The organism is Lihuaxuella thermophila, from assembly GCF_900110165.1.
Taxonomy (GTDB): domain Bacteria; phylum Bacillota; class Bacilli; order Thermoactinomycetales; family Thermoactinomycetaceae; genus Lihuaxuella; species Lihuaxuella thermophila.
On sequence record NZ_FOCQ01000002.1, the window covers coordinates 81,910 to 108,856 of the forward strand.

A 26,947-nucleotide genomic window follows, 5' to 3' on the forward strand; every position below is an offset into this window, starting at 1 on the left:
GATTATACCTCCTTATCCAGTGGTTCGTAGTCTTTGCGCAAAGGATGCCCCACCCAATCATCCGGCATGAGAATCCGCTTCAAGTTGGGATGACCTTCAAAACGGATGCCGAGTAAATCATAGATCTCCCGTTCATTCCAGTCGGCTGCTTTCCAGAGATGCTGAACGCTTGGCATCCTTGACTCCTCCCGGTCTGTTTTGACACGAATGCCGATTTGATGGGAGTGAGCAAAAGAATACAGATGGTAGACCACTTCCATGTGTGTTTCGTAATCCACCCCGGAAAGATTTCGCACATAATCGAAGGAGAGCCCCGGATCTTCCTTTAGAAGCCCGGCAACGGAGGGCCATGACTCTCTTTTGATGACCAACACAGGCAAGTGACGGCCCGCACGATTCACATAAGCCTCTTCAATCGCTTCCGCCCCCGCTTTCTCTTTGATGATCTCTACAAAGCGGTTGAGCACGGGTTCCAGCGGAGACGGCTCAAGCGGTTTTTCTTCTTCCTTTTTCACAGCCGGACGGTTCCTTGCCCCTGCAGCAGGACGCGCTCTCCCGGCCGCTGCAGGACGAGGGGTTTTGGGAGTGGCTTCTCTGGCAGCCTCCTGTTTCTGAGAGGACTGCGGGCGGTCAGAATCCGTCCGGTCCGTTTCCTCCCTTTTTCCCGGCTGCTTCGGTGACACATCCTGTGCTCGATTGTCCGCCGATAAAGTTTCTCCCGCTTCCTCAGAGGATGCCGGATCACGCTTCTCTTTCTCCGTCACTGATTGGTCACCTTCTTCCCGTGTTTTGCTTCATATCGGATTTTTTCCTGTAGTTTGTGGATTCCGTAAATGAGAGCCGCAGGGTTTGGCGGACACCCGGGAATATAGACATCGACCGGCACGATCTGGTCGACACCTTTCACAACCGAATACGATTTCACATAAGGCCCTCCGGCCGTGGCACAGGAGCCCATGGCGATCACCCATTTGGGCTCGGGCATCTGATCATACAAACGCCTGAGGAGCGGCCCCATCTTTTTGGTCACCGTTCCCGCTACGATCATCAGATCCGACTGCCTGGGAGATGCGCGAAAGATGACGCCGAAGCGGTCCAAATCATAGTGAGACGCCCCGCTTCCCATCATTTCGATCGCACAGCAGGCAAGCCCGAAGGTAAGAGGCCACATGGAATTGCTGCGGGCCCATGCTTTGATCATCTCCAAATTGGTCGTCAGCACGTTTCTCTTTAATTCTTGCTCTTCAAACGGGGTGATATTTTCTAAATTCATTTCCATTCCAACACCTTCTTTTTCCATGCGTAGATGAGCCCGATGACAAGAAACAGCAGAAAGACCAGCATCTCAGCCAGCACAAACAAACCCATCTCCTTACGCAAGGAGTCATAAACGACAGCCCAGGGATACAAAAAAACAGTTTCCACATCGAAAATAACAAAGAGCAGGGCAAATAAATAATAACGAACATTAAATTGGACCCAACTGTCCCCGGTCGGGTCAACGCCGCTCTCATAAGTGACGGACTTATCAGCAGATGGCTGATGCGGACGCAACAGGCGTCCAATACCGAGCGCAACCACCGGCAAGGCGATCCCGACAATAAAAAAAACAGCGATATGCATCAAACTGGGGTCTAAACTCATCCGGACAACCCTCCGCCTGTTTGAGTACCTAACAGATTTGGAAACATGGGGTCAGGAGGCGAAGAAAACAAAAAATAAAGCGTTTACATTTGATGAATCCTCCGCTGACCCGGGCCGGCTGCCTTTTTATTTTAAATTTGTTTATAGAGATTGTTGCATCATTGGGCCATCGGCCGCTTCAAGTTTTGCCTTTTATTTATGCAACGCGCTCTTTAGGAATCACGCAAAGCTAAATAGAAATTGCTCAAAATTCAGCCAGCCTCTACTGATTGATTATACACCACTTTCCTAATTGTGAGAAGCTTGCCTGATTTGGGTTACTGCCTCTGACGGTCAATCTTTTCAGGTCTTCCTGATGTAATTTTTAGTTTCCTCTATTTAACAACCCTTTCATATTTTTAAAAAAAAGGGGACTCCTTACTCCAAATGGCAAGAGTCCCCTTTTTTTCGTGTATAGATTTTTATTCAGGAAGTTCAGCGGTTTCCGCCAGAATGGTAACCTTATCCGGGCGCACTTCCAAAAAGCCCCCGCTTACGGAAATCACTTCTTCTTTGCCGTCCTTCTTGACACGTACCCGGTTTCCTTTGAGTGGGCTGACGAGAGGAGCATGTTTGGGCAGAATTCCGATATCCCCTTCAGCAGCCCGCGTAATCACCATGTCCACTTCATCAGAATAGATGACTTTTTCCGGTGTTACGATATCCAGCTGCATTTTACTCACGGACATCACTCCTCCCTTTGAAAAATTGATTGAAACGCCCTTCAACAGATCGCAACTTGAATCTATCGCATCAACTGCCCGTGGCAGACTGAATATTCACGCCGTCCCGGATTGGGAAGAAAAGGACTGATCGTCGACCGGTGTTTACCTACACTTTCATTTGTTCGTTTTATCTTTGATTGACTCATTTTTCGAAGCAGGATTTTCACCGGATGAGGTCTTCATGTCGGTTGTTCACTAACACTAAAATCATCTCATTTTTCTGCTGAAAGGAAGGACTTGAAAGTAGCCCCATCCAGGGGCCGCACAAGCCTGGCATTTGCTTCACAGATCAGCCAAAAAGTCATGTTTGTCTCCCGCTGTTGAGGCGGGAGACGTTAGGCGGTCCTGATTAAACCTCGCGGGTATATCCCAGTTGTTTCGCTTTTTCAATCGCTTCATCAATGGTACCGACCATGTAGAACGCATCTTCAGGCAGATCGTCGTGTTTTCCTTCGAGTACCTCTTTGAAGCTGCGAACCGTTTCTTTGACCGGTACATATCTGCCCGGTTGTCCGGTAAACGCCTCAGCTACGTGGAACGGCTGGGACAAGAACTTCTCTACTTTCCGTGCCCGTGCAACGAGTTGTTTATCTTCTTCGGACAATTCATCCATACCCAGGATGGCGATAATATCCTGCAGCTCATTGTAACGCTGCAGAAGTTGTTGCACACCGCGCGCGACGCGGTAATGTTCTTCGCCCACAACGGCCGGGGTCAGAATCCGGGAGGTGGACGCCAGCGGATCTACCGCCGGATAAATCCCTTTTTGCGCCAGGCGGCGTTCCAGGTTGGTGGTCGCATCCAAGTGCGCAAACGCGGTTGCCGGAGCCGGGTCCGTGTAGTCGTCCGCCGGTACGTAGATCGCTTGAATCGAGGTAACCGATCCGGTTTTGGTCGAGGTAATGCGCTCTTGCAATTGACCCATTTCCGTTGCGAGTGTCGGCTGATAGCCTACCGCGGACGGCAGACGTCCCAGGAGAGCGGATACCTCGGAACCAGCCTGGGTAAAGCGGAAAATGTTATCGATGAAGAGAAGCACGTCTTGCCCTTCGCTGTCACGGAAGTGCTCAGCCATGGTGAGACCGCTGAGGGCAACGCGCAGACGGGCACCCGGCGGCTCGTTCATCTGACCGAATACCATCGCTGTTTTGCTGATAACGCCGGAGTCTTTCATTTCATGGTAAAGGTCGTTCCCCTCACGGGTACGCTCTCCCACACCGGCAAAGATGGAAAGTCCCCCGTGCTCTTGTGCCACGTTGTTGATCAGTTCCTGAATCAATACGGTTTTACCCACTCCGGCACCGCCGAAGAGCCCGATTTTACCACCCTTGGCATAAGGAGCGAGCAGGTCAACGACTTTAATTCCCGTTTCCAGCATTTCCTGTGCGGTGGATTGTTGTTCAAAGCTCGGAGCCGGACGGTGAATCGGGAGTGTTTCCTTTGCTTCCACCGGGCCGGCTTCATCAATCGGATCGCCCAATACGTTAAATACGCGTCCCAAGATTTCACGTCCAACCGGGACAGAGATCGGTGCTCCTGTATCGACTGCTTCCATCCCGCGAACCAACCCGTCGGTGGAAGCCATGGCTACCGTACGCACCAGATTATCCCCGAGGTGAAGAGCTGTTTCCAGTGTAAGCTCGCTGCCGTCAGTTCGCTTAACTTTAATCGCATTGTAGATTTCAGGCAAGTGTCCGCGTTCAAATTCCACGTCGACAACCGGACCCATCACCTGAACAACACGTCCAGTGCTCATCAGATTCCCTCCTTAAACTGCATTTGCAACTGGTTTCACAAACCAAACCTTTTGCCGATTCATTTTCCGATGATTGATAAAAGAGTGCAGAGAATCACGTCCGTCACAAGGCCGCCGCACCGCCGACGATTTCGGCGATCTCTTGCGTAATCGCTGCTTGACGGGCCCGGTTAAACTGCAGGACCAGGTTTTCAATCATCTCGGTCGCATTATCGGTCGCATTTTTCATCGCATTCATCCGGGCCGCAAATTCGCTCGCTTTTCCGTCCAACAGAGCGCTGTAAATGAGCGTCTCCGCATAGCGAGGCAGAATGGCCGCCAAAACTTCTTCCTGGGACGGCTCATATTCGTAGACCGTACGGGCCGCTGCCGAAGTTTCCTGCAAATCTTCGCTGGTCAGCGGCAACAGCCGCTTCTCAACCGGGCGTTGCACAACCGGGTTGATGAACTGGTTGTATACGATGTAGAGCTCATCAAATTTTTCTTCCTCGTAAAATTGAACCGCCTGTTTCGCAATCTCGCCAATATGGGCAAACTCCGGAAAATCCGGCAGACCGGTTACCTCTCCGATGACCGGAAGCTTCCGTTTTTTGAGGAAATCACGTCCTTTGCGGCCGATCACAAAAATGGCATACTCGTCACTGCTTTGATGGCGCTTTTTCAGGTTTTGTAAAAGCATGCGGAGCAGGTTGCCGTTATAACCCCCGGCCAGGCCGCGATCGGAAGTGATCACGAGATAGCCCGTCTTTTTCACCGGACGGGAGACGAGCATCGGGTGTTTGACCCCCGTGGTTCCCTGTGCCAGATTCACGATCACATCACGCATCTTATCGGCATAAGGCCGAGACGCTTGCGCTTTGTCCTGAGCCCGGCGCAAATTGGCCGCGGCCACCAATTCCATCGCTTTGGTGATTTTTTTCGTATTCTCAACGGAACGGATGCGCCGTTTAATATCCCGCATCGATTGTGCCATGTGAATGTTCACCGCCTTTCATCCACCGAACATTCATTCCGGGCCGCCGGAAAACAGCGCGGCCCGGGAAATGCTCAGTCAGCGTTTGAGACGAAAAGTCGTATCTTACTCAGAAACGGCAAAGCCTTTCTTGAAGCTTTCAATGGCTTGTTTCAACTTCGTTTCGGTCTCTTCTTTCAGCTCTTTGCTCTCGCGGATGCTCGAATAAATGTCCGCCTGATTGGACTCCAGGTAAGCATGGAACTCGCTTTCAAAGCGGCGCACGTCTTTCACCGGGATGTCGTCCAAGTGCCCTTTGGTGACGAGATAAAGAGAAATGACTTGCTTTTCTACGGGCATCGGCTGGTTTTCATCCTGCTTTAAGATCTCGATCGTACGCTTACCGCGCTCCAGTTTCGCCTGGGTTACCTTATCCAGATCGGAGCCGAACTGGGCAAAAGCAGCGAGTTCGTTGTATTGGGACAGGTCGAGACGCAGGGTACCGGCTACCTTTTTCATCGCCTTGATTTGCGCCGCACCCCCTACACGGGATACGGAGTAACCTACGGCGACCGCCGGGCGGATCCCCGCATGGAACAGGTCCGTCTCCAGGAAGATCTGTCCGTCCGTGATGGAGATCACGTTGGTCGGAATATAAGCGGAGATGTCTCCGGCCTGGGTTTCGATGAATGGGAGAGCGGTCAAGGAACCGCCGCCGCGCTCATCGGAAAGTTTTGCCGCACGCTCCAGCAGGCGGGAATGCAGATAGAATACATCCCCCGGGAAAGCTTCACGGCCCGGCGGACGACGAAGCAAGAGGGAAAGCTCACGGTAAGCTGCCGCTTGCTTGGAGAGGTCATCGTATACACAGAGGACGTGTCCGCCTTTATACATGAAGTATTCACCCATCGCGCATCCGGCATAAGGAGCCAGGAACAGGAGCGGTGCCGGATCGGACGCGCTGGCGACAACAACGATGGTATAATCCAACGCACCGTGGCGGCGCAGTTTTTCAACCACCTGGGCAACAGTTGATTGTTTTTGCCCGATAGCCACATATACACAGATCATGTTTTGATCTTTCTGGTTGATGATCGTGTCGATGGCGATCGTCGTTTTACCCGTTTGACGGTCCCCGATGATCAACTCGCGCTGACCGCGGCCGATCGGAACCATGGAGTCAATCGCTTTGATCCCTGTTTGCATCGGTTCATGAACCGATTTACGATCGATAACGCCGGGTGCCGGAGATTCGACCGGGCGGAATTCGGTGGTTTCGATCGGGCCTTTGCCGTCCAGCGGCTGACCGAGCGGGTTGACGACCCGGCCCAGCAAGGCTTCACCTACAGGCACTTCCATGAGGCGTCCGGTGCGTTTGACTTGGTCTCCTTCGCGGATCCCGGTGTACGGTCCCAGGATAACGATACCCACATGGTTTTCTTCCAGGTTCAGAACCATACCCATAACGCCGTTATCAAACTCAACAAGCTCACCGGCCATCGCGTTTTGCAGCCCGTGAACACGAGCGATTCCGTCCCCTACTTGAATGACGGTACCGACATCAGTCACTTCGACTTCAGCTCGGTAGTTCTCGATCTGCTGCTTAATGAGCGAGCTGATCTCTTCCGGTTTAATGCTCATTTGAATGTCACCCCAATCTGTAACGTCTATCTATCCGATTCTTGTCCCTTTCAACCGCTCTTGAAAGCGGGTTAGTTTCGTTCTCAAGCTTCCGTCGTACAAACGGTCTCCCACTTGGACGATGACTCCCCCGAGAATGTCGGAGTCGACCACTTCTTTGATTTGAAGCGTTTTGCCAACAATCGGCTGGAACGTTTCCACCAGTTCTTTCTTGTCTTCCTCGGTCATGGGAAAGGCCGTGGTGACGATGGCTTCTGCCATTCCTTTGGCCTCATTGGCCAAATGCTTATACTCAGCAGAGATCTCTGCAACGATGTTTTCCCGGTGACGGTCTGCGAGCAAAAAGAGCAAGTTTTTTACAAGCTCAGTCACTTGGGTAAAAACAGAGGAGAAAAATTCTTTTTTCTTAGCGGTATCCGTAGCAGGATGATTGAGCCACTCGATGAGCTCCGGTGTGGAGGAAAAAGTTTCGGCAATGAGCTGAAGATCTTTTTCCACTTGATCGAGCAGGTTTTTCTCCAAGGCGACTTCAAACAGCGCTTTTGCATAACGTTTCGCTACAGCCGATCCACTCATTGCAATCTTCCTACCTGTTCAAGATAGCGGTTCACCAGTTGGGCCTGCCCTTTTTGGTCCAGTTCTTTTTCAAGCATTTTGGAAGCGAGCTGGACAGAGAGGGCGCCCACTTCATCACGCAGGCTGGCCAGCGCTTTTTCTTTTTCCCTTTGAATTTCGGTCGTCGCCTCTTGGATCATGCGCTCGGCACGTTCTTGTGCTTTCCGGATGATCTCTTCCGCTTCGCGCTCTTTTTGCGCTTTGGCCCGCTCAATGATTTCTTTGGCTTCCTGACGCGCTTGTTTTAAGGCTTCTTTTTGTTCTTCGATCAGCTTTTCCGCATCCAGCCGGTTTTGCTCAGCCGCCTTGATCTGGCTCTCGATGTGATCCTGGCGCTGTTTCATGGTGTTGAGGATCGGGCGGAGCGCAAATTTGGAAACGAGTAGCATCAATACGATAAATGCACCCAGTTGAAACAACATCGTTGGTATTTCAATGTTTAGCAATCCCGTTCACTCCCTTCTGAAAACACCTGAAAAAGCCACTCTATGCCTTCTCGTAAGTGGAGGACGGGGACCCTTGATCTTCCCCGTCCTGAAGACTTCATCATCCAATTACAGAATGCCGAGAACTGACATGATGCCGAAAGCAACGGCGATGATCGGCAGAGCCTCTACGAGAGCGATTCCGATAAAGGTTTGCGTAAAGAGCATTCCGCGTGCTTCCGGTTGACGAGCCACACCTTCCAGATAACGTCCGAATACCAATGCGTTACCAATACCTGCACCGATCGCTGCGAAAGCGAGCATGATTGCACCTGCTAAAACTTCCATGTTTAGTTCCTCCTTGTGTTTTTAACTCATGTAATTTAATTAATGATCAGTGGACAGCTTTTGAGACATGTAAACCATGGCTAGAACGGTGAATACATAGGCCTGAATGGTTCCGACAAACACGGAGTAGCCGAGCCATACGAGCAGCGGCGCTCCGGTCAGGAACACGCTTCCCTTGAGCATAACGATGATGAGAACCTCACCGGCAAAGATGTTTGCCCAGAGACGCATGCCGTGTGTCATCGGCTTGGCGATCTCATCGATGATATGCAGCGGGAACATCCACCAGAATGGTTGGAAATAGTGAGACGCGTATTTCTTCGGCGACTTTCTGATCCCTAAGAAGTGAGCCACAATGGTAATGGCAAATGCCATCGCAATCGGAACGTTGATGTCAGCCGTCGGCGACTTCCACCAAGCATAGGCGTTGTGTTCTTCTTTTCCTTCAGCGGCATGTCCGCCATGGTCAGCCGCTTCAATTCCCAGAGCGGGAACCGGTTCGTGATGCTCGGTGACAACGTTAAACATAAGTCCTAACTGGTTGGCGATAAAGATGAACAGGAAAAGCGTAAAGGCAAAACCGTAGAACCGTTCGCCGATCTTACCATGCAAATTGGAGCGCACGATTCCTTGCGTAAACTCAATGATCATCTCAACGAGGTTTTGCATGCCTTTCGGCACCAGGGAATGGCTTCTCGCAGCCAGCACTGCGATGATAAACACCAGTATGCAAGTAATCGTTGTCGTGATCACCACGGTTAAGTCAAGGTTCCACAGTTCACTTGGTCCCAAAGACAGCTTCGGTGTTTTCTCCATCTAAGGTAAGTTCACCCCTTTCCGGACGGCGATGTTTGACGCCTTGTTTCCCAAAACTCAAGCAAAACGAGAAGTATATAACAGACTGGCACCCCTAGCGCAACCGTTCTGACATCGACCCAATCCGGGTATTTCATCGCGATGAGGATGGCAAGGGCAACCATGAGATAACGGTTGATCATTCCTGTACCCCTGGCTTTCGTCGAGCCGGTCTGAGCGGCAAATTCTCCTGCGAGCCTTACTCTCCGCGCCATATACAGCACATTGTACAAACTTACACAAACACCGAGAATCAAACCAGCTGTGAGATCTTTGTAAGGGGTAAGAAGCCAGGTGATCAATAAAGCGATGAGGAGTCCAGCAGTGGAGGCCACCACTCGGCGGCGAACGGGCTTCATGGGATCCATGAGGAGTTCATTCCTTTGTAAAAGCTTTTAATGTATAGATGGCGCTGAAGAAGCCCAGAGCCAATCCGACGATCACTCCTGCGAGCAGCATGAAGGGTTTGGTGTTCCAAACCGCATCCAGCTTGTTTCCCAACCACGCCCCACCGACTGTGAGGAGGATGATTTCCATACCCAGCGAACCAATCATAGCGGCGATCTGCCACGGGTTTCCCTTGTTATTCACTTGAATCCCCCACTAAAAATTCTTTTCATTGAGGCAAGGATTTACACTCGAGGAGCTGTGGGAATGTTTTGTGATTGGTCTGATGGGTATATCTCTTTCCCCTGCCTATAGTAACGAAGCGCTACATGTGTTGTCAACGCTTTCTCAGCGAGAGATTTGAACGTTTCGTCACATTTATACACTGTTGGTTACCACACGGAAAGAATTCCATTATTTGTAACAACACTCTTTTTTTATTGATTGATGCTTGTTAACCAACTCCTTATAAATAAATATTTCAGCCTGTGAACGATCAGAGGGCGTCTGTTTTTCATATCCAGTTTCATTACATGAAACAACGCTCCCGATTATGCCTATTTCGTTCCGAAGAGACGATCTCCTGCATCTCCCAGGCCGGGAACAATATAACTTTTTTCATTCAGCTTCTCATCCACGGCCGCGACATAGATGTCGACATCACTATGATCCTTTTGCACCCGTTCGATCCCTTCCGGTGCGGCGATCAAGCACATCAGTTTGATGTTTTTGGCTCCCATCTCTTTGAGAATGCGAATCGCCTCAGCAGCCGAGCCCCCGGTCGCGAGCATGGGATCGATCACGATCAGGTCGCGCTCGCCGATGTCGCTGGGCATTTTTGAGTAATATTGCACCGGTTCCAGGGTCTCAGGATCGCGGTACAGTCCGATATGCCCGACTTTGGCGGTGGGGATCAGCTTTAAAATCCCGTCCACCATGCCGAGTCCGGCACGCAAAATCGGCACGAGCCCCAGTTTTTTTCCTTCGAGCACTTTGCATTTAGCCGTAGCTACCGGCGTTTCCACCGTCACGTCCCTGAGCGGCATGTCTCTTGTAATTTCATAAGCCATCAGCGCCGCCACTTCGTCGACCAGCTCGCGGAACTCTTTCGTTCCCGTGTTTTTGTCCCGTATGTACGTCAGTTTGTGCTGAATGAGCGGATGGTCAAATACGTATACATTGGACACAACCTTCACCTCTCATCTGTTTTGTTTTCCAATTTTTTATCAGCTTATCCAAATGATATATAACCATATAACTGATGAGTGTACAAGCTTTGCAATGAATTATTCCCGCGGCCGTTCTCGATCTCCGGGAAATGCGGATATACTCAGGAACCCTTTTTTCAAAAAATGGCCGCTATACCGCTTCAGGTACAGCAGCCATCCACCGCTTTACGCTTATATTTTCATCCCCGGGTAAAGAGGGTATTTTTCCGTCAACACCGCTACCCGGTTGCGCGCTTCCTGTTTGGCTTTTTCATCTTCCGGGTTTTTGAGGACAAGCGCCATGATGTCGGCGATTTCATCCATCGCGGCCAGATCCATGCCGCGGCTGGTGACGGCGGCCGTTCCGATCCGGATTCCGCTGGTGACGAACGGGCTTTCAGGGTCAAACGGAATGGCGTTTTTATTGGTGGTGATGCCCACTTCGTCCAGCAGATGCTCGGCCACTTTCCCCGTCAGGTTGAAATTGCGCACATCGATGAGAATCAAGTGGTTGTCCGTTCCGCCGGAAATCAGGTTAAAACCGTGTTCTTTCAGCCTTTCAGCCAAACGGGCGGCATTGTCCACAATTTGCTGCGAGTAAGCTTTAAACTCATCTGAGAGCGCTTCTCCAAGCGCGACCGCTTTGGCTGCGATGATATGCATCAACGGGCCGCCCTGGATGCCGGGGAACACGGATTTATCGATCGCTTTGGCATATTTCTCCTTGCACAGGATCATTCCCCCGCGCGGACCGCGAAGGGTTTTGTGGGTGGTGGTGGTCACAAAATCCGCATAAGGGACCGGGTTTGGATGATGGCCGGTTGCGACCAGTCCGGCGATATGGGCCATATCCACCATCAGCAGGCAGCCAGCTTCATCCGCGATCTCCCGCAGCCGGGCAAAGTCGATGACCCGGGGGTATGCGCTGGCGCCCGCCACCAACAATTTCGGTTTGTGCTCAAGGGCCAATTTGCGAACTTCCTCATAGTCGATGCGGTGGGTTTCCGGATCGACTCCGTAAGCGACGAAGTTATACTGTTTGCCGGAGAAGTTGACCGGACTCCCGTGAGTCAGGTGTCCGCCGTGAGCCAGGTTCATTCCCAACACGGTGTCTCCGGGTTCGAGCACGGTAAAATAAACTGCCATATTGGCCTGGGCTCCGGAGTGGGGCTGGACGTTGGCATGTTCTGCACCAAACAGTTTTTTGGCCCGTTCCCTCGCCAGGTTTTCCGCCACATCTACATATTCACAGCCGCCATAGTAACGTTTTCCGGGATAACCTTCCGCATACTTATTGGTGAGTACGGTTCCCATGGCTTCGAGCACGGCTTCGCTGACAAAGTTCTCCGAAGCGATCAGCTCGATATTGTTCCGTTGGCGTTGAAGTTCTGCAGCAATCGCTTCCGCCACTTGCGGGTCTTTTGCTCTGAGTTGTTCCACACCATTTTCCCCCTTTATTCAATCCGCTTTTCCTATTCTACCAAAGGAGTCCCGTTCAGGAGAGATAAATTTCGTAAACGGCCCTGGCACCGCCGATCAATTTGGGCCGGGTTTTGGCCATAGTTACATGGGCTTCCCCCACTTTTTTCTGCACTGGGCGAACCGGAACTGCGACCGGCTTTAAATGCATGCCGATCAATGTATCCCCGATATCGATTCCGGCATCTGCCTGAATCTGTTCCACCAGGACGGCATCCTTCAAGTGACGAAACGCGTAAGCGGCCATCGCGCCTCCCGCCTGGGGAACAGGGACCGCGCTCACCTCCGGCCAGCCGAATTTTTCGGCGGTTTCTCTTTCCACCACTAATGCCCGGTTTAAATGTTCGCAACATTGAAAGGCGAGATGGAATCCATGCCCTCGCTGGACTTGAATGATGGCTTCAAACAGCGCGGAAGCGATCCTGTCACTGCCGCTGGTACCGATCCGTTTCCCGGCGACTTCACTGGTGCTCACTCCAAATACCAGTACATGCTTGTCCGATAGCGGCATCTCGGCGAGCAGTTCTTCGATGACTGATTTCATTTCTGTCTGGATCTGCCCGTTGTCAATCACTTTTCTCCGCTTCCTTCCAGCTGATGAATTTTCTCGACGCGCCGGGCATGTCGGCCGCCCGCGAACTCCGCGGTCAACCAGGTGCGAACGATCGATTTGGCTAAATCGGGACCGACGACGCGTTCCCCCAGTGCCAGGATGTTGGCATTGTTGTGCTCACGGCTCATGCGCGCAGAAAACTCATCGCTCACCACCGCACAGCGGATTCCTTTCACTTTGTTGGCAGAAATGGACATCCCGATTCCGGTGCCGCATATTAAAATGCCCAGGTCAAACTCCCCGCTGGCCACCCTTTCCGCCACCGGTTTGGCATAGTCCGGATAGTCGACCGAGCTTTCGCAATCACATCCCACATCGTCAAATTCAATGTTCATCTCTTGCAGCAAGGTTTTAATCTCTTGCTTTAAGCGGATTCCCCCGTGGTCCGACCCAAGTAATACTCTCATCACACTTGCCTCCTGTTCTCATCTTCGCTTCCAGTATACCTGCTTTGTCTGTAAAGAGGCCAAGGAAAACATTTGAAGTTATTCGATTTTGTGAAAGGGGGCTGAGTAGCAGCGTTCTTGTGATTTTACTTGCAAGATGGTTAAGTCCACTTTCGTCTCCGGGTGTACCGCGAAACAGACACACATGTTTGCTATAAAAGGGTGCTGGGTAAGCGGGCGTTTCTGTGATTGTGCTGCCGGGAGGTTGTCCGTGTTGGTGTTCATACTCTTGAGGCCCTCAGGAAGCAATGCGGGTTGTGACAAGAATTTTTTCTATGTTTGTGCTTCCGGGGCGGTCGGCCGTGTGGGTCTCCGTGCTCTTGAGGCCGGCGAGGAAGTAGAAACCGGCCGCTCCGGCCCCTCACTACGGGCGCGGATCAAACTCGCTGTCGCTCAAACAGGTGATCCGCTCCCTCCCTTCGCTCGGGGCCTCCGCTGGGGACGGCCTCAAAGGCACTTCGTCCAATCACGGCCTCCCTGCACGATTTTGCATTTCATCTCTAGGTTGTCGACTGTCGATGGGTGATTTTGAGAAACTGATAGTCAGACACGATGGAGCGGAGGAATTTGTTTTCCGGCGGAGCGACTCTGCCGCTGCACTCACGCGGAAACGGAAAACAAATTCCGGAGCGGGCTTTCATCCAGAGTTCTGCAACCTTTCGTGGATTCGTTTCTTTGTCAATCTTGATATGCCAGAATCATTTTTGCGACGAGCGACTCTGCCACTGCATCGGAACGGAGTCGGAAAAACGATTTCGGAGCGGGCAAAACAGGCCCTCTTTCACACTGCAACACTGCATTGGAGGCGAACACAAATTCCGGAACGGACTTCGATCTCCGGATTCTGCTGACACAATCTAAAACCGTTTTTCCCTTTTCCACCTTTGGACGATTTTGCGGATGGCCTTCTCCAGCTCATCCGCACACTGGCGATACACGTCCACCGACCCGCCGAACGGGTCGCTGATATCGGGATCAGACGAGCTTTCGTCCATTTTCTTCAGCAGTTTCTTGCGCTCCTTCAGGAGTGGCTCCACCTCTTGACGCAGAGCTTGTTCCGCTTCTTCAGGCCATGGATCTTCCGCTCTCAGGGAAAACCGGGCCTGGATCTCCGCCCTCTTCGCCTCCAGTTCCGTGTCCAGCCGGTCAAGCTTGCGGAGAAGCGCTTCCTTTTCCGGATCAAGATCGGCATACTCTTTCAAGGTGTAGACTTTCTCCATGCTGTCCGGGAAATCGTGGATCATAAAGTGTTTATGCGTCCGTGTCATGGTCAGGATCAGGTCTGCCCAGTCAACCAGTTCCGGTTCGATCAACCGTGAACGATGCGAATGCCGTATCCCTTTTTCCCCCAGTACTTGCAATGCCTGTTTGGAAGCCGGCGAGCCGTTCATTGCCGACACACCCGCAGAGCGAACTTCTATTTCCAGCTCTTCGTCCTGCGCGATCTTCCTCAAAATCGCCTCTGCCATGGGGCTGCGGCAAGTGTTCCCCGTACAGACAAATAAAATTCGCAACATAACCGCTCCCCTCATTTCTTCTCTTCTTAAGTATCAGTGGAACAGATGAATGATATACATCAACAAAATCCCTGTCCCGGTACCGATACAAGCCATGATCTTATCCAGGCCAAATGCTCGGGGGCAAATTTCGCAAACCACGACCCAGATCATCGTCGAAGCGGCAAAAACCAGACCGGCGGAAAGGATATCGGGCGAGCCGGTCAAGTAGCGGATTCCCAACCAGGCTCCGGCCGGCAGTGCCGCACCGCACAGAAGTCCAACTATTCCGATGACGAGCGGATGACGCCTTGCAGCGATGAGCGGCGCCGCCAGCCCGATCCCCTCCGGAATGTTATGGATCGCCATGGCGATGGCGAGGATATGCCCCATATCCGGATCCATCCTGTACCCGATTCCCATTGCCGCCCCTTCCGGAGCATTATGCAAAGCTACGGCGATCGCGAGGAAAAAGGCGAGTCTGTCAAACCGGGAGGATTCCTCTTTACTTCCTACTTTACTGAAAGGAATCTGCCGGAGCAATAGCATGAAGAGAACCGCCGCGCCCATGCCGACCGAGAGATGGAAGGCTCCCCCGTAAACAAAAGCCGGAGGGAGCAGAGCGAAATAAGAGACGATCAGCATCACTCCCGCAGACAACCCCAGAGAAAAGGCGATGATCCTTTTTGTCAGGGAGAAACATAATAGCAGAATCGCCCCCAAAAAAGTGAAAGATCCGGTCAAGGCACTGTAAACGATAGCTTCTTTCGCTTCTGTCACCATAAAAACTTACTCCCCAACAAAAGTAAAATAAATCCGCCTAACGCTTCCCCGTAGTTTCCGAGCCAGTCCCCCACAAATCTCCCCAGATAAAGTCCGGTTGCCGCCATCAAAGCACCCGCGCACCCGAACATCAAAACCGCCAGAAGAAGATCCGCTTCAAACAGTCCCAGGCTGAGTCCCGCCGACAGAGAATCGAGACTCACACTTAAAGAAAAAAGTTGAATACCAATGAATGAATTCACGTTGAATGTCTTCAGTTCTTTTTCACCTTTTACTACTTGAAACAACATATTGGCCCCCAAAAAACACAGGAGTCCCCCTCCAACCATTGCCGCTATGTCCTTCATCACCACACTCAGATACTTTCCCATCATCATCCCGGCCAGGGGCATCATGACATGGAAAAAACCGATAGACATGCTCAACCAGGCCACTTTGCGCTTAGAGAGCCGTTTCATCCCCAGCCCGATCCCGAGCGAAAACGCATCCATCCCCAATGCGACGGCGATCATTGAGAGTGTGAGCACCTGTCCCCACTCAGGCAAGGTAAACTCCATCCCGCTTCCTCCTGTCGAACCATGCTTGTCACATGGTATGCCTCGTCCACACAAAAAAGAACCAGGTTTATCAAACCTGGTGAGATTATGACCCATAACCGGGATGGAGCACATCCCAACCATAATACATTCAATTAAGGGAATATTCTCTAATTGGTATATTTAAAAAAAGGAGAAATGATTGATGGAGGTGAAAGTATCTACTTTGCGAGCTCTGGCTGAACCCAACCGATGGCAGATGGTTGACTCCTTCGTGATCGTCCCCTAACGGTCGGGGAGATGGCTGACCGGCTTCTGTTCCGTCATCCACAGGTGTCCAAACATTTGAAGATCCAGAACGAAGCGGGAATTGTCGAAGTGCGCCCTGATCCAGGCGACGCAGTTACCGGCTGCGTCCGGAGCCACGCCAATCATTGGACGAATGGCTGAAGTTATTCCGCTACATGCGGGACAACGATCGGATCGGTTTGACGACGATTTAAAAGAACGGAAGGTAGGAAAGGTATCGGTTCCTTCCCAAAACAAGGAGGATTTTCCATGACCAGTATTCAAAATCAAGGGTTGTTGCTTACCCGCGTCTTCGATGCCCCGCGTGAACTTGTATTTAAGGTTTGGACGGATCCCGGGCACTTCGGGAAATGGTGGGGACCGAAAGGTTTTTCGATCCATATCGTTACAATGGATGTGCATCCCGGCGGCATGTTTCTGGGCTGCCAGAAAACTCCCGATGGAAATCAAGTCATGTGGGGCAACTTTATTTACCGGGAAGTAAATCCTCCGGAAAAACTGGTGTTTGTCCAGTCCTTTTCGGACGAAGAAGGCAATCCGGTTCGAGCCTCGTTCCATCCAAACTGGCCACTTGAGATTCTCAATATCCTGACGCTCGAAGAAAACGACAACAAAACCATTCTTACACTTGAAGGTTTCCCGCTGAACGCGTCTGAAGCGGAGAAAGCGGCTTATGAGGCCATGAAGCCTATGCTCAAACAGGGCTTTGGCGGTACTTTCGACCAGCTCGCCGAGTACCTGGCAAACCAGCAATAATGGCCGCCCATTGAGCTGAAAGAAATCGATTGATTGGAAAAGGCGTCGGTTAAGGCTGTTGACAAAGAAGGTCAACAGCCTTAACGACTTAACCAGGTTTGACAGATTTGGCTCTTCATACGCGAATCACTTTCCCATCCGCCGCTTTGCGAAGCCGGTTCATGACCGAATAAAAAATCCCCTTTTCCGGAAATGCTTCCGCCAGGATGAAATCCACCCCCCTGGCATCAAATGTGCGCAATGCCTGATACAATCCCCGGGCCACGCTGAGCGGATCCGATCTGCGCCCGCAAGGAATCACGACATCTGCATGGAACTTGTCCGCATGTTCTTCCGTCGTTAAGATTCCCACTTTCCTCCCCCGGCGCATCGCATCGGCTCCCAGTTCCCGGATCCGGGCAAGCACATGCTCCTCTTGCCCCTCCACCAGCCACATCTCCGCCTGCGGAGCATAATGGCGGTATTTCATTCCCGGCGAACGGGGGACGCTCTCTTCCTGTTTCAAACCGGCATCGATCTCGACATGTCCAACCGCCCGGGTGAGCGCTTCGACGGTAATTCCCCCCGGACGAAGCAGCACCGGTATTTCCCCGGTCACATCGACAACCGTCGATTCAACGCCAACCCCTGTTTCCCCGCCATCCAGCAAAATATCCAACCTACCCGCCAGATCATGCCAGACATGGGCAGCTTCGGTCGGGCTGGGCCGGCCCGATCGGTTCGCACTTGGTGCCGCTACAGGCTCTCCGGCCAGTTGCAACAGAGCCAAGGCGACAGGATGGGAGGGCATGCGAACGGCAACGGTGTCGAGCCCGGCCGTGACATTGGCAGCGATATTTCCCTGATGGGGAAGCACCAATGTCAGCGGACCGGGCCAAAAGGAACGGACCAGTTTCCCGGCCACATCCGGCAATTCACTCACCCAATGACTCAGTTGATCTTTATCTCCGATATGTATGATCAGGGGGTTGTCCGATGGACGTCCCTTGGCGGCAAAGATCTGCGCAACCGCTTGTTCGGAGGTGGCTATGGCTCCCAATCCGTAAACCGTTTCGGTGGGAAAAGCGACAAGCCCCCCCTGTCGCAAGCAATCGGCCGCCCGGATCACTTCCTCCCTGTTTTTGAGCTCATCCGGTTCCATCCCGGCAGGAACTTTCCACCAGCGACTGACTCTCGATTCCACTCCACATTCCCCTTTTCTGTGAAGATGCTTCTGCGATTGTTTTCCCGGGGCGGTCGGCCGTGTCGGTTCTCCGTACTCTTGAAAACCAGCCGCTCCGGCAGTGACCGTTGATGTTGTTCAGATATCATACCACAAAAAAGGGGACGGTTTCCTCTAATGCGGATCGTTGGGAAAACATGCATAAACCATCGGCGTCCCTTTGGATGCGCAGCGTTCCATGTGTTCCGATTCTTGAATATCTTCGGGGATGTCCGCAAAGGGAATCACTGAAAACCCCATTTGCTCAAAAAAGGAAGTGGTCGTTCCCGCCAGCAAGTAAACATGTGTCAGCTTTAGCTGGGCGGCATAGGAAAGCAAAATGTGAATCAGTTTAACCCCGATGGCCGGGTTCCATGAAGCCCGTTTTAAAACAAATGAGCGCAATAACCCGAAAGGATGGTATACCTCCATCCCGATGGCCCCAACAATTTCCGGCGGTTCCTCTTCTCCTCCCGGCCTTTCGACGACGAAAAAATGCCGGAGATGGTCTTCCATTCCGTGATCATTCAGCCCTGTTTCATTTAACAACCTTCTCATCTGAAACAGATCCCGCTCGGCTGCCCGGCGAATCACAAACATCCTTGATTCCCCTCCTGACATCTTGTCCTATACTAAGCGGTATGAAGGGAACGGGAGCGCTAGAACAAAAAAATCCGGTTCGACCGGATTCTCATTTGAAAAGATGATTCAATTGTTCCAGAATCAGAAAACGGACTTCGACCGTATTTTTTTTCTCCTGTTTGAGTTGTGCCGCATAGGCTTGATCGGATGTAGCGATGGACGCTGACAATGTTTTTTGGTTCTCCTTCGGCACGGCATCCCCGTTGCTCATATCCACAAAGCAGAGAGGCGGAAACAGCACACACCACCAGTTGTCCCCTTTTCCCTCACCCAGTGTGATGCGCAAGGCTTCATAGTTTCCCGCCGGGTAGACTTTATCCCCGTAAAGCTTGGTCGGAAACGGAACCAGACCAAAGTCCACTTTGACCGGATAATGGAATCCGTTCCGGGCCACCGTCTCCTCAGCGATTTGCTCAAAGCGGGGCAAATGTTGCTTGATGGCCTGACGGGCTTCTGTGATGGTTCTGGGCTGTTTGACCCAAGTTTCCATTTCTTTGACCACTTCATCCCGGACTTTCCGCTTCAGCCACTGATCCTCGCCCCGGTCACTGTTTGCCAGGATGCGCAAACGAATAGCCTGATCCGGGATTTGCACATCACCGGAAGCCTCCCCCACCAGCCACCTGTCGTCCGTCCCCGGATGGGAATAAACCAACCACGCACAAAAAATAAACAGGATAACCAATAAATAATTTCCAGCTTTCATGGTTTTAAGCCCTCCTCCTTGTCCCTATCAAAAGTATGGACAAAGAGGAGGCGGTTTAATCGCACTTTTTTGAAATCAATTCTCTACCCGCGAATCCATCCGACGACAATCCGGTCACGGCCGGCCAAATCCTGACGTACAGACACGCTCACTTCACGGGAAATGTTGCGTACCAGGTTCGAGACCTCTGGCCCCTGGTCCGCACCGATCTCAAAACAGACCAGACGAACTCTTTTCCCGTCCCATTCGGCCAGTTGCTTCGTCAACACCCGGTAAGGATCGAGACCGTCTTCTCCACCGTCCAAGGCCAGACGGGGTTCAAACTGACTGACTTGTTTTTCCAGTTTGGGGACCTGACCGGAAGGAATATAAGGGGGATTGGAAACAAGAATATCAGGTGCAGAGGCGGTTCCCAAGAGCGGGGTCAAATATTCCCCGTGAATCCACTCCATCCGTTCTTCCACTCCGTGACGGGCTGCATTTCTCCTCGCTGTTTGCAGTGCCGACCGGGAGATGTCGATAGCGGTCACGCGCCAACGGGGGCGTTCGACGGCCAGTGTCACCGCAATCGCACCGCTTCCCGTCCCAACGTCCACCACATGAAGCGGCTGATCTCCCCACTCTTTGTCCGCTTCCCTTAAAACCGTCTCCACTAACAGCTCCGTTTCAGGACGGGGGATCAAAACAGAAGGATTCACTTCAAACGTTCGTCCATAAAACTCCTGATCCCCGAATATATATTGAAGGGGCTCACCCTGCACCCGTCTCTGTATCCACTGCCTGAGCCGCGGGGTGAGTTCGGCGGGCCAGGGCTCTTTCCACATGGTAAAAAAGCGGGTGCGATCCACTCCAAGGGAGCGGCGAATGAGGAGTTCCGCTTCAAATTCCGGGGATGAAATCCCCCCATCCTGCAAAAAAGAGGAAGCCCATTGATAGGCTTCCCGAATCGTACCGATCGATTCCATCTGTTCAGCTCCCTTCAAGGCTGAAGGTTACTCGGCTTGTTTTAACAGCTCCGCCTGTTCATTCAAAATGAGTGCATCAACGATTTCGGATAAATCCCCATCGAGGATTAAGTCCAGCTTGTGCAGGGTTAAACCGATGCGATGGTCGGTCACACGGCTTTGCGGGAAGTTATAGGTGCGGATCCGTTCACTGCGGTCTCCGGTCCCCACTTGGCTTTTTCTTTGATCGGCCAGTTTGGCTCTCTCTTCCTGCTGCTTCATGTCATACAGCCGGGCGCGCAACACACGCAACGCTTTCTCTTTGTTGCTGTTTTGCGATTTTTCGTCCTGACAGGAAACGACGATTCCGGTTGGCAGGTGAGTGATGCGCACCGCCGATTTCGTCGTATTGACGCTTTGGCCTCCCGGACCGCTGGAGCAGAAGGTATCGATTCGCAGATCTTTTTCGTTAATCTCCACTTCCACTTCCTCTGCCTCCGGCAGGACGGCAACCGTTGCGGTGGAAGTATGAATCCGGCCGCCCGACTCGGTGGCGGGAACGCGCTGAACGCGGTGGGCCCCGCTTTCATACTTGAGACGGCTGTAGGCACCGCTGCCCTGGATGGAGAAAATGACCTCTTTGAATCCGCCAAGCCCGGTGGCGTTCGCTTCGAGCAATTCCACTTTCCATCCCTGCCGCTCCGCAAAGCGGGTATACATCCGGTAGAGATCGGCCGCAAACAAGGCCGCTTCCTCTCCGCCCGCCGCCCCGCGGATTTCCACGATCACGTTTTTGTCATCATTGGGGTCTTTGGGGAGCAGGAGAATTTTAATCCTCTCTTCCAGCTCTTCTTTGCGGTCGGACAGTTCTTCTATTTCAGCCTTGACCAGCTCGCGCATTTCGTCATCCAGCTTTTCTTCCAGCATCTTTTTTGCATCTTGCAGTTGTTCCACCACTTGTTTATATTCCAGATAAGCCTGGTTGGTCTCTTCCAACCCCGCTTGCTCTTTCGAGTAAGTTTTCAACTTTTTCGGATCATTGATCACTTCCGGATCACACAGCAAACGACTGAGCTCTTCATAACGTTGGTGAACAGCTTCCAACCGTTCCAGCATTCTTCTTCACTCCCACTTCGATATCCAGTTCCTGTCTCTCTATTTCAACTTGAAATCGTTATCGTCTTCATTGGCACGTCATATGATTGTATCATATCATATTGCTCCTTTGGAAGAAATCTGATCCGCTCCCGAACCCCGAATGATGTTATGATGAAAAGAGAGTTTTTTGACAAAACAGGTAAGGAGATTTAAATGATGAATGAGGTAGTAAGCAACATTTTAGGTAACCTGGCGACGTTTGCGCCGATTATTTTTCTTTTTTATCTGGCCAACCTCTCCGAACGGGGCCGCACGGCCGAAAATCCCGGCAGGGGAAAAGAGCTTGGAATCGTCTGTTATACACTGGTAGTCATCGGCTATGCCGGCAGTTTTCTGCTGGGACTGCTCATCCATCTCGCGGGCCTGTTCATGAACGGTCCTGCCGGGGCATCCATCCGGCAGTCTATGCAACAGGAACTTCAAATGCCTCTTCCAGGTGTTTCCGGAATATTGAATCAATTGGATGAAGTGGGACTCGGGATCTGGCTGCCATCGCTGATCGCGATGCTGGTGCTCATTTTCCCCATCCGTAAAGGAATCGCCAAGATCATCCCCATCGATCCCGTCAAACGCACTCACGCACTGTCACTTTCCATGAGCATGCTGGTTTTTATCCAGTTTTTCGTCACTCTGGGGGTCGGCCTCGCCACATTGAGTGAACTGCCGGGGCAGCCGACGGGCAACGGCGTATTGGCCAGCCTGTGGTCGCAGGATATCCTGCTCTTTATTCTCGGACTGATCGGCGTCGGCTGGCTGTCGCGCAGAACTTTGCCGGAAAGCTTATCCCGCTTGGGCCTTGTCAAACCTTCCGGCCGTCAACTGCTCGCAGGCCTCGGCATCGGGATCGGGCTGATGAGCGGCGCGCTCGCTTTGGAATTCGCCGCCGGATTATTGGGGCTCACGGCAGATCCTCACGTGGAAGAACTGACGCAAAAAATGCTGGGTCCGCTGTTCACTTCCATCCCGGGCATCCTGACCCTGGGTCTGGCTGCCGCTATAGGGGAAGAAACCATTTTCCGCGGAGCCCTGCAACCGCGGTTCGGGCTCATCTTCACCACCCTTCTCTTTGCCCTGGTTCATGCCAATTACGGTTTCAGCATCGCGACGGTGATTGTCTTTCTGGTCGGCCTGTGCTTGGCATTTGTCCGCAACTACATCAATACCACTGTCAGCATGGTCGTCCACGCGACTTACAATATCGGTTTGGGTGTGCTAACCCTTTTCATGCCATAAAAGCAAATCAAAAAGCGACATCTTCAAAATTGGTGTCGCTTTTTTAACCACTTATAAGACAAGCAAACGAACTCAACCTGGCTCTTCATTACTCCATCTGGTGTTTTAAGCCATAACGGAGTTCATGATGATGAAACACTCAAACTTGAGTCATGAAACATTGCTTAAGATTTTATTTGAGGTTTGGTCAGAGAAATCGAGCACAAAATATTCCCCTGATAATCCGGCACGCGGACAGTGCGGGGTTACGGCACTGGTTGTGAATGATTTATTGGGGGGTGAGATTTTAAAAACCCCATTGTCGGAAGGCTGGCATTTTTATAAGCGAATTAACGGCCAGGTATATGATTTCACTTCATCTCAATTTAGTGGGGAAATCGAATATCAAGATATTCCTTCCACTAGAGACGAGGCGTTTGCGGACACAAATGAACAGCAATACACATATCTCAGCCAGGCTGTGTGGAACAGGATCGACAAGCCATAACCATAAAGAAGTTGGCGTATCATGGGTGTTTAAAACTCTCTCCGGCATGAATTCTGCCCGAACCCGACTGATAACAATTTAAATGTTATTCAATTGTTATTCAGTTGCTGTTAAGATACAACATTTACAATATTCACAGGAAGGGGGATATTCATGTCCAAAAAAATGAAGTGGTGCACACTCGCGATTGCCGCATGCTTCTCTGTCACAACGCTCTTATCAAGCCACACCGGCTTTGCTGACTCCGGATCAGCGACGGAACAGCCCGAGTGGACAAAATGGTTGCAGAGTCACGCGAACCCCGTAGAAAAATTAGCCCCGGAAGATGGGGATACCTATGAGGATTTGCAATTTTTGAAGAAAACATTAAAAGGCAAACGAGTGGTTCTGTTAGGTGAAAGCTCTCACGGCGCGGCAGAATTTAATTCAGCCAAGGCCAGACTCATTCAATACTTGCATGAGGAATTGGATTATGACGTATTGGCGTTCGAATCGGGCCTGGCCGAAACGACGGCCGCCAACCTCCATGCGGCTGATCAGACGCCGCTCAAAACCATGCAAGATTCAATTTATGGCGTGTGGCACGCCAAAGAAACACTCCCGCTCTTTGAATATCTGAAAAAAGAACAGAAAAGCAACGATCCGCTCATTCTCACCGGTTTTGATATACAGCCATCCAACGGCTCATTTCGGAACTTTTTGAAAGACTGGTTCCAAAAAGTGAACCCGTTGATGGGGGAAAAGGCTTATCAATTGGAAAGCAAATTTCTTCAGATCTATACTTCTGAAACGGATGCGGACCGCTTCCGGCTGGAAAAAGGATCATTGATCGGCGGTTACAAAGATCTCCTGAAATTTGTAAGAGAAAACAAAAAGGAGCTAAGCGCCGTTTATCCCCGGGATCGAAAACTGCTGGCGGTGACGGAATATGCGTTGCAAGACCGCATCCATATGATCGATCGCATTCTGGAGAAATACATCTTGTTCTCTAAATATACCCAGGAGCAGAACTATCAAGAGGCTCAGAAATATCTGGATGAAGGTTCTGTCTTACGCGATCAGGCAATGGCCAAAAATCTCACCTGGTTAGCCGAAAAATTGTATCCAAACAAAAAGATTATCGTATGGGCACACAATATCCATATACGAAAAGCGAATACCCGGACAGAAAATCCGTACAGAACTTCACTTGTGACCATGGGACAGCTGTTGCCGCAACAGTTGCAAAAAGATTCTTATGTCGTTGGACTCTACATGAACAGAGGGGTTTCCGCACTGAATAACAGACAGCCGGCACCGGTCCGCTATCCCCACCCGGAAGGAAATCTGGAATCCATTCTGAGCAAGTCCGGTAATCCCAATATTTTTGTCGACCTTCTGCACACGAAAAACAAAAAAGCCACTTCATGGATGTTTACCGGGCGCCAAGTGCTTGACTGGGGATTATGGGACGAACGAATCGTTCCACGCGAACAGTATGACGGGATCTTGTTCATCGATGAAGTCCATCTGCCGCAATATGTGGAATATCCCACAAGTGCCGCGCAAATGCGGGATCACGTTGTACTCCCCAATGAACTCCTTCCTTCCAGCCCTCTGATGAAACTAAAATAGACACAATAGCCAGCCACCATCATGCGTGGACTGGCTTTTGTGTCATTGTAACGACGAGCATTGTAAAGATCCTTGAAATCTCATCCTTCGGTTGTCCCATTGACCTGGGCTTAGAAAAGAGGGCCGGAGACCGCCTCAACGGCTTTGAGCCATTCCCCTTTTAAGAGATGAGCGGCAACGTTCTCTATGTCCCGGCTGATCGAGCGGTCTTGCGTGACAGGCGGCACGATTCCCCTCAGCTGTTCGTACAGGACCCGGGTGGCGGGGGCGAGATTATTTACCCCTGCGAAATCAGCAGCTTCCGCGGCACAGATCAATTCGATCGCCAGCACTTTGGCCGCATTGTCAATCACCTTTGCCGCATGACGGGCGGCCGTCGTGCCCATCGACACATGATCTTCCTGATTGGCAGAGGAAGGTATCGAATCCACGCTCGCGGGATGCGCCAGCACTTTGTTTTCGGAGACCAGGGAAGCGCTTACATATTGCGGGATCATCATGCCTGAGGCCATGCCCGGACGGCGGCTCAAGAAAGCAGGCAGACCGCCCGACAAAGCCGGATTTACCAGCCGTTCGGTTCGCCGCTCCGAAATATTTCCCAACTCGCTCATGCCGATTTTCAAAAAGTCCATTGCAAAGGCAATGGGCTGCCCGTGGAAATTACCGCCGGAGATCACTTGATCTTCCTCCACAAACAACAACGGGTTATCCGTCGCCGAATTGATCTCTATGGAAATCTTGTCGCGTACATAGGCAAGCACTTGGCGCGTGGCCCCATGTACTTGCGGCAAACAGCGCAATGTGTACGCATCCTGAACGCGAAGCTCCCCTTGCCGGCTCGTCAGGCCGCTCCCGTTTAACAAGGCCCGCAGATTGGCCGCCACACCGATCTGTTCGGGATAGGGGCGTACGCGTTGGACCTCTTCCGCAAACGCTTCCGGAATTCCATGTAAGCATTCCAGGGTAAGAGAAGCGATCACGTCAGCGATCTTGGCCAACCGTTCGGCTTGGATCAAAGCCAGAGTACCGATCGAGGTCATGACCTGTGTGCCGTTGATCAGGGCAAGTCCCTCTTTGGCCTGAAGTTTGACCGGTTGAAGCCCCGCTTTTGCCAATGCTTTCGCTCCCGGCAGGCGCTCCCCGCGATAAAAGGCTTCTCCCTCTCCTATCAATACCAGTGCCAGGTGGGAAAGAGGGGCCAAATCACCGCTGGCACCGAGGGAGCCTTGTTCGGGGATCACGGGATGGATACCCTGATTGATACAATCGATCAACAGTTGCAAGGTTTGCAGTCGAATGCCTGAATACCCTTTGGCGAGCGCATTGGCCCTCAACATCATCAAGGCGCGGACCGCAGGCTCCGGAAGCGGGTGACCTACCGCACAAGCGTGACTGCGGATCAAGTTGACTTGCAGCTCTGCCGCATCTTCTGACGATATGCGCACATCGCTGAACTTTCCAAAGCCCGTGGTCACCCCGTACACGACCTTTCCGGTTGACACCAGATCCTCCACCTTTCGCCGGCACGCGGACACCCGCCCAACCGCTTCCTCGCTCAATGCGACAGGAACTTGTCCATAGGCCACTGCCGCCACATCTTCCGGGGTCAGCCGTTCACCATCCAACACGACCTGCGATCCTTGAACGACACGATCCTTTTGTTCTGCAAACATGATTTGACCGCCCTTTCGTCGCTTTAATAAACTAAAAGGGACTGTGCAGAGTGCTTTCACTGCTGCACAGTCCCTTGTTTCAAGAGGGTTATATGCGATTGTCCGGGAGGATTTTTCCCTGCCTCCATCGCAACCACTCACTTATCGTCAGATAAATTCATTCCTTGTTACCATTCTTGCATGCCACTTCTTCCGCTGTCAAGCAAGGAATTCGCCCGGACGTTTCCATGAACCGGATGAAACGTTCCGATTTGCTTAAGTATGACCGGATGGATA

29 protein-coding genes and 1 pseudogene are annotated in these 26,947 nt (G+C 51.8%); 4 read left to right on the forward strand and 26 right to left on the reverse strand.

Going from position 1 to position 26,947, the window contains the following annotated elements; genetic code table 11:
• Window positions 1–2: 2 nt before the first annotated feature.
• The 20 genes and pseudogenes from BMW55_RS02240 to BMW55_RS02345 all read right to left on the reverse strand — a co-directional run bounded on the left by BMW55_RS02240 (window position 3) and on the right by BMW55_RS02345 (window position 15,969).
• Window positions 3–764 carry an NADH-quinone oxidoreductase subunit C gene (locus BMW55_RS02240; protein WP_280139729.1) on the reverse strand — a complete coding sequence of 254 codons (762 nt, stop codon included), beginning with the start codon at window positions 762–764 and terminating at the stop codon, window positions 3–5.
• A complete protein-coding gene (locus BMW55_RS02245) occupies window positions 761–1,279 on the reverse strand; it encodes a NuoB/complex I 20 kDa subunit family protein (RefSeq protein WP_089964892.1) in 519 nt (172 codons plus the stop codon). Before BMW55_RS02245 ends, BMW55_RS02240 begins: the two co-directional genes overlap by 4 nt.
• On the reverse strand, window positions 1,270–1,644 hold the full coding sequence (locus BMW55_RS02250) for an NADH-quinone oxidoreductase subunit A (protein WP_089964894.1): 375 nt from the start codon (window positions 1,642–1,644) through the stop codon (window positions 1,270–1,272). Before BMW55_RS02250 ends, BMW55_RS02245 begins: the two co-directional genes overlap by 10 nt.
• 467 nt (window positions 1,645–2,111) lie before the next feature.
• A pseudogene (atpC, locus tag BMW55_RS02255) lies at window positions 2,112–2,366 on the reverse strand (ATP synthase F1 subunit epsilon); the annotation flags it as partial.
• A gap of 391 nt (window positions 2,367–2,757) precedes the next feature.
• On the reverse strand, window positions 2,758–4,164 hold the full coding sequence (gene atpD, locus BMW55_RS02260) for a F0F1 ATP synthase subunit beta (protein WP_089964896.1): 1,407 nt from the start codon (window positions 4,162–4,164) through the stop codon (window positions 2,758–2,760).
• Between the two features lie 103 nt (window positions 4,165–4,267).
• A complete protein-coding gene (atpG, locus tag BMW55_RS02265) occupies window positions 4,268–5,137 on the reverse strand; it encodes an ATP synthase F1 subunit gamma (protein ID WP_089964904.1) in 870 nt (289 codons plus the stop codon).
• Window positions 5,138–5,242: 105 nt separating this feature from the next.
• Window positions 5,243–6,757, reverse strand: coding sequence for a F0F1 ATP synthase subunit alpha (gene atpA, locus BMW55_RS02270; protein ID WP_089964906.1), 1,515 nt, complete (start codon window positions 6,755–6,757; stop codon window positions 5,243–5,245).
• A 30-nt stretch (window positions 6,758–6,787) separates the two neighbouring features.
• Complete coding sequence (locus BMW55_RS02275) at window positions 6,788–7,333, reverse strand: F0F1 ATP synthase subunit delta (protein ID WP_089964912.1); 546 nt, start codon at window positions 7,331–7,333, stop codon at window positions 6,788–6,790.
• Complete coding sequence (gene atpF, locus BMW55_RS02280; protein ID WP_244527414.1) at window positions 7,330–7,818, reverse strand: F0F1 ATP synthase subunit B; 489 nt, start codon at window positions 7,816–7,818, stop codon at window positions 7,330–7,332. The genes BMW55_RS02275 and atpF overlap by 4 nt, the downstream gene beginning before the upstream one ends.
• Before the next feature lie 108 nt (window positions 7,819–7,926).
• Window positions 7,927–8,145: a F0F1 ATP synthase subunit C gene (atpE, locus tag BMW55_RS02285; RefSeq protein ID WP_089964919.1), complete on the reverse strand. Its 219-nt coding sequence runs from the start codon at window positions 8,143–8,145 to the stop codon at window positions 7,927–7,929.
• Window positions 8,146–8,184: 39 nt separating this feature from the next.
• Entirely contained in the window at window positions 8,185–8,961 is a 777-nt protein-coding gene (gene atpB, locus BMW55_RS02290; protein WP_089964926.1) for a F0F1 ATP synthase subunit A, read from the reverse strand.
• Window positions 8,962–8,972: 11 nt separating this feature from the next.
• Window positions 8,973–9,368, reverse strand: coding sequence for an ATP synthase subunit I (locus tag BMW55_RS02295; protein WP_089964929.1), 396 nt, complete (start codon window positions 9,366–9,368; stop codon window positions 8,973–8,975).
• A gap of 7 nt (window positions 9,369–9,375) precedes the next feature.
• The gene (locus BMW55_RS02300; protein WP_089964935.1) at window positions 9,376–9,591 is read right to left on the reverse strand and encodes an AtpZ/AtpI family protein; all 216 of its coding nucleotides are present in this window, start codon (window positions 9,589–9,591) and stop codon (window positions 9,376–9,378) included.
• A gap of 353 nt (window positions 9,592–9,944) precedes the next feature.
• Window positions 9,945–10,574, reverse strand: a complete 630-nt coding sequence (gene upp, locus BMW55_RS02305) for a uracil phosphoribosyltransferase (RefSeq protein ID WP_089964941.1) — start codon at window positions 10,572–10,574, stop codon at window positions 9,945–9,947.
• A 213-nt stretch (window positions 10,575–10,787) separates the two neighbouring features.
• Window positions 10,788–12,035 carry a serine hydroxymethyltransferase gene (locus BMW55_RS02310; RefSeq protein ID WP_089964943.1) on the reverse strand — a complete coding sequence of 416 codons (1,248 nt, stop codon included), beginning with the start codon at window positions 12,033–12,035 and terminating at the stop codon, window positions 10,788–10,790.
• 55 nt (window positions 12,036–12,090) lie between these two features.
• On the reverse strand, window positions 12,091–12,618 hold the full coding sequence (locus tag BMW55_RS02315; RefSeq protein ID WP_211663651.1) for a TIGR01440 family protein: 528 nt from the start codon (window positions 12,616–12,618) through the stop codon (window positions 12,091–12,093).
• Window positions 12,619–12,644: 26 nt separating this feature from the next.
• Complete coding sequence (gene rpiB, locus BMW55_RS02320) at window positions 12,645–13,094, reverse strand: ribose 5-phosphate isomerase B (RefSeq protein WP_089964946.1); 450 nt, start codon at window positions 13,092–13,094, stop codon at window positions 12,645–12,647.
• 896 nt (window positions 13,095–13,990) lie between these two features.
• Complete coding sequence (locus BMW55_RS19795; RefSeq protein ID WP_089964951.1) at window positions 13,991–14,650, reverse strand: low molecular weight protein arginine phosphatase; 660 nt, start codon at window positions 14,648–14,650, stop codon at window positions 13,991–13,993.
• Between the two features lie 33 nt (window positions 14,651–14,683).
• On the reverse strand, window positions 14,684–15,412 hold the full coding sequence (locus BMW55_RS02340; RefSeq protein WP_089964958.1) for a ZIP family metal transporter: 729 nt from the start codon (window positions 15,410–15,412) through the stop codon (window positions 14,684–14,686).
• Window positions 15,406–15,969 (reverse strand): manganese efflux pump MntP, encoded by a 564-nt coding sequence (locus BMW55_RS02345; RefSeq protein WP_089964962.1) that lies wholly within the window; start codon window positions 15,967–15,969, stop codon window positions 15,406–15,408. The genes BMW55_RS02340 and BMW55_RS02345 overlap by 7 nt, the downstream gene beginning before the upstream one ends.
• 537 nt (window positions 15,970–16,506) lie before the next feature.
• On the opposite strand from BMW55_RS02345, the gene BMW55_RS02355 reads away from it, so the two are divergent.
• A complete protein-coding gene (locus tag BMW55_RS02355; RefSeq protein WP_089964965.1) occupies window positions 16,507–17,013 on the forward strand; it encodes an SRPBCC family protein in 507 nt (168 codons plus the stop codon).
• A 115-nt stretch (window positions 17,014–17,128) separates the two neighbouring features.
• On the opposite strand, the gene BMW55_RS02360 is transcribed toward BMW55_RS02355, so the two are convergent.
• The 5 genes from BMW55_RS02360 to prfA form a co-directional block, all read right to left on the reverse strand.
• Window positions 17,129–18,154 carry an L-threonylcarbamoyladenylate synthase gene (locus BMW55_RS02360; protein WP_089965443.1) on the reverse strand — a complete coding sequence of 342 codons (1,026 nt, stop codon included), beginning with the start codon at window positions 18,152–18,154 and terminating at the stop codon, window positions 17,129–17,131.
• Window positions 18,155–18,349: 195 nt separating this feature from the next.
• On the reverse strand, window positions 18,350–18,814 hold the full coding sequence (locus BMW55_RS02365; RefSeq protein ID WP_089964969.1) for a GNAT family N-acetyltransferase: 465 nt from the start codon (window positions 18,812–18,814) through the stop codon (window positions 18,350–18,352).
• Between the two features lie 91 nt (window positions 18,815–18,905).
• Window positions 18,906–19,562 (reverse strand): stage II sporulation protein R, encoded by a 657-nt coding sequence (gene spoIIR / locus BMW55_RS02370; protein ID WP_089964970.1) that lies wholly within the window; start codon window positions 19,560–19,562, stop codon window positions 18,906–18,908.
• 83 nt (window positions 19,563–19,645) lie between these two features.
• The gene (gene prmC, locus BMW55_RS02375; protein ID WP_089964971.1) at window positions 19,646–20,527 is read right to left on the reverse strand and encodes a peptide chain release factor N(5)-glutamine methyltransferase; all 882 of its coding nucleotides are present in this window, start codon (window positions 20,525–20,527) and stop codon (window positions 19,646–19,648) included.
• A gap of 27 nt (window positions 20,528–20,554) precedes the next feature.
• Window positions 20,555–21,622: a peptide chain release factor 1 gene (prfA, locus tag BMW55_RS02380; protein ID WP_089964974.1), complete on the reverse strand. Its 1,068-nt coding sequence runs from the start codon at window positions 21,620–21,622 to the stop codon at window positions 20,555–20,557.
• 198 nt (window positions 21,623–21,820) lie between these two features.
• Here prfA and BMW55_RS02385 point away from each other — a divergent pair, with 198 nt between their 5' ends.
• The 3 genes from BMW55_RS02385 (at window position 21,821) to BMW55_RS02395 (ending at window position 24,998) form a co-directional block, all read left to right on the forward strand.
• Window positions 21,821–22,897 carry a CPBP family intramembrane glutamic endopeptidase gene (locus tag BMW55_RS02385; RefSeq protein ID WP_170839698.1) on the forward strand — a complete coding sequence of 359 codons (1,077 nt, stop codon included), beginning with the start codon at window positions 21,821–21,823 and terminating at the stop codon, window positions 22,895–22,897.
• 130 nt (window positions 22,898–23,027) lie between these two features.
• Window positions 23,028–23,384, forward strand: coding sequence for a YunG family protein (locus BMW55_RS02390; RefSeq protein WP_089964978.1), 357 nt, complete (start codon window positions 23,028–23,030; stop codon window positions 23,382–23,384).
• A gap of 153 nt (window positions 23,385–23,537) precedes the next feature.
• Window positions 23,538–24,998, forward strand: a complete 1,461-nt coding sequence (locus tag BMW55_RS02395; RefSeq protein ID WP_089964980.1) for an erythromycin esterase family protein — start codon at window positions 23,538–23,540, stop codon at window positions 24,996–24,998.
• Window positions 24,999–25,108: 110 nt separating this feature from the next.
• Here the strand turns inward: BMW55_RS02395 and hutH are convergent, their stop codons facing one another.
• Window positions 25,109–26,671, reverse strand: a complete 1,563-nt coding sequence (gene hutH / locus BMW55_RS02400) for a histidine ammonia-lyase (protein WP_089964982.1) — start codon at window positions 26,669–26,671, stop codon at window positions 25,109–25,111.
• Window positions 26,672–26,947: the final 276 nt, after the last annotated feature.

Bases quoted from the DNA above. Each gene is read 5' to 3' on its own strand.
- BMW55_RS02340 (WP_089964958.1), bottom strand. From the start codon at position 15,412: ATGGTGACAGAAGCGAAAGAAGCTATCGTTTACAGTGCCTTGACCGGA.
- BMW55_RS02345 (WP_089964962.1), bottom strand. From the start codon at position 15,969: ATGGAGTTTACCTTGCCTGAGTGGGGACAGGTGCTCACACTCTCAATG.
- rpiB (WP_089964946.1), bottom strand. From the start codon at position 13,094: ATGAGAGTATTACTTGGGTCGGACCACGGGGGAATCCGCTTAAAGCAA.
- atpG (WP_089964904.1), bottom strand. From the start codon at position 5,137: ATGGCACAATCGATGCGGGATATTAAACGGCGCATCCGTTCCGTTGAG.
- BMW55_RS02365 (WP_089964969.1), bottom strand. From the start codon at position 18,814: ATGTTTGTGATTCGCCGGGCAGCCGAGCGGGATCTGTTTCAGATGAGA.
- BMW55_RS02295 (WP_089964929.1), bottom strand. From the start codon at position 9,368: ATGGATCCCATGAAGCCCGTTCGCCGCCGAGTGGTGGCCTCCACTGCT.
- BMW55_RS02245 (WP_089964892.1), bottom strand. From the start codon at position 1,279: ATGGAAATGAATTTAGAAAATATCACCCCGTTTGAAGAGCAAGAATTA.
- atpB (WP_089964926.1), bottom strand. From the start codon at position 8,961: ATGGAGAAAACACCGAAGCTGTCTTTGGGACCAAGTGAACTGTGGAAC.
- prmC (WP_089964971.1), bottom strand. From the start codon at position 20,527: ATGGAATCGATCGGTACGATTCGGGAAGCCTATCAATGGGCTTCCTCT.
- BMW55_RS02315 (WP_211663651.1), bottom strand. From the start codon at position 12,618: ATGAAATCAGTCATCGAAGAACTGCTCGCCGAGATGCCGCTATCGGAC.
- BMW55_RS02360 (WP_089965443.1), bottom strand. From the start codon at position 18,154: ATGGAACCGGATGAGCTCAAAAACAGGGAGGAAGTGATCCGGGCGGCC.
- atpE (WP_089964919.1), bottom strand. From the start codon at position 8,145: ATGGAAGTTTTAGCAGGTGCAATCATGCTCGCTTTCGCAGCGATCGGT.
- prfA (WP_089964974.1), bottom strand. From the start codon at position 21,622: ATGCTGGAACGGTTGGAAGCTGTTCACCAACGTTATGAAGAGCTCAGT.
- hutH (WP_089964982.1), bottom strand. From the start codon at position 26,671: ATGTTTGCAGAACAAAAGGATCGTGTCGTTCAAGGATCGCAGGTCGTG.
- BMW55_RS02250 (WP_089964894.1), bottom strand. From the start codon at position 1,644: ATGAGTTTAGACCCCAGTTTGATGCATATCGCTGTTTTTTTTATTGTC.
- BMW55_RS02390 (WP_089964978.1), top strand. From the start codon at position 23,028: ATGAAACACTCAAACTTGAGTCATGAAACATTGCTTAAGATTTTATTT.
- BMW55_RS02275 (WP_089964912.1), bottom strand. From the start codon at position 7,333: ATGAGTGGATCGGCTGTAGCGAAACGTTATGCAAAAGCGCTGTTTGAA.
- BMW55_RS02395 (WP_089964980.1), top strand. From the start codon at position 23,538: ATGTCCAAAAAAATGAAGTGGTGCACACTCGCGATTGCCGCATGCTTC.
- spoIIR (WP_089964970.1), bottom strand. From the start codon at position 19,562: ATGAAAGCTGGAAATTATTTATTGGTTATCCTGTTTATTTTTTGTGCG.
- BMW55_RS19795 (WP_089964951.1), bottom strand. From the start codon at position 14,650: ATGTTGCGAATTTTATTTGTCTGTACGGGGAACACTTGCCGCAGCCCC.
- BMW55_RS02385 (WP_170839698.1), top strand. From the start codon at position 21,821: ATGAATGAGGTAGTAAGCAACATTTTAGGTAACCTGGCGACGTTTGCG.
- atpD (WP_089964896.1), bottom strand. From the start codon at position 4,164: ATGAGCACTGGACGTGTTGTTCAGGTGATGGGTCCGGTTGTCGACGTG.
- BMW55_RS02355 (WP_089964965.1), top strand. From the start codon at position 16,507: ATGACCAGTATTCAAAATCAAGGGTTGTTGCTTACCCGCGTCTTCGAT.
- atpA (WP_089964906.1), bottom strand. From the start codon at position 6,757: ATGAGCATTAAACCGGAAGAGATCAGCTCGCTCATTAAGCAGCAGATC.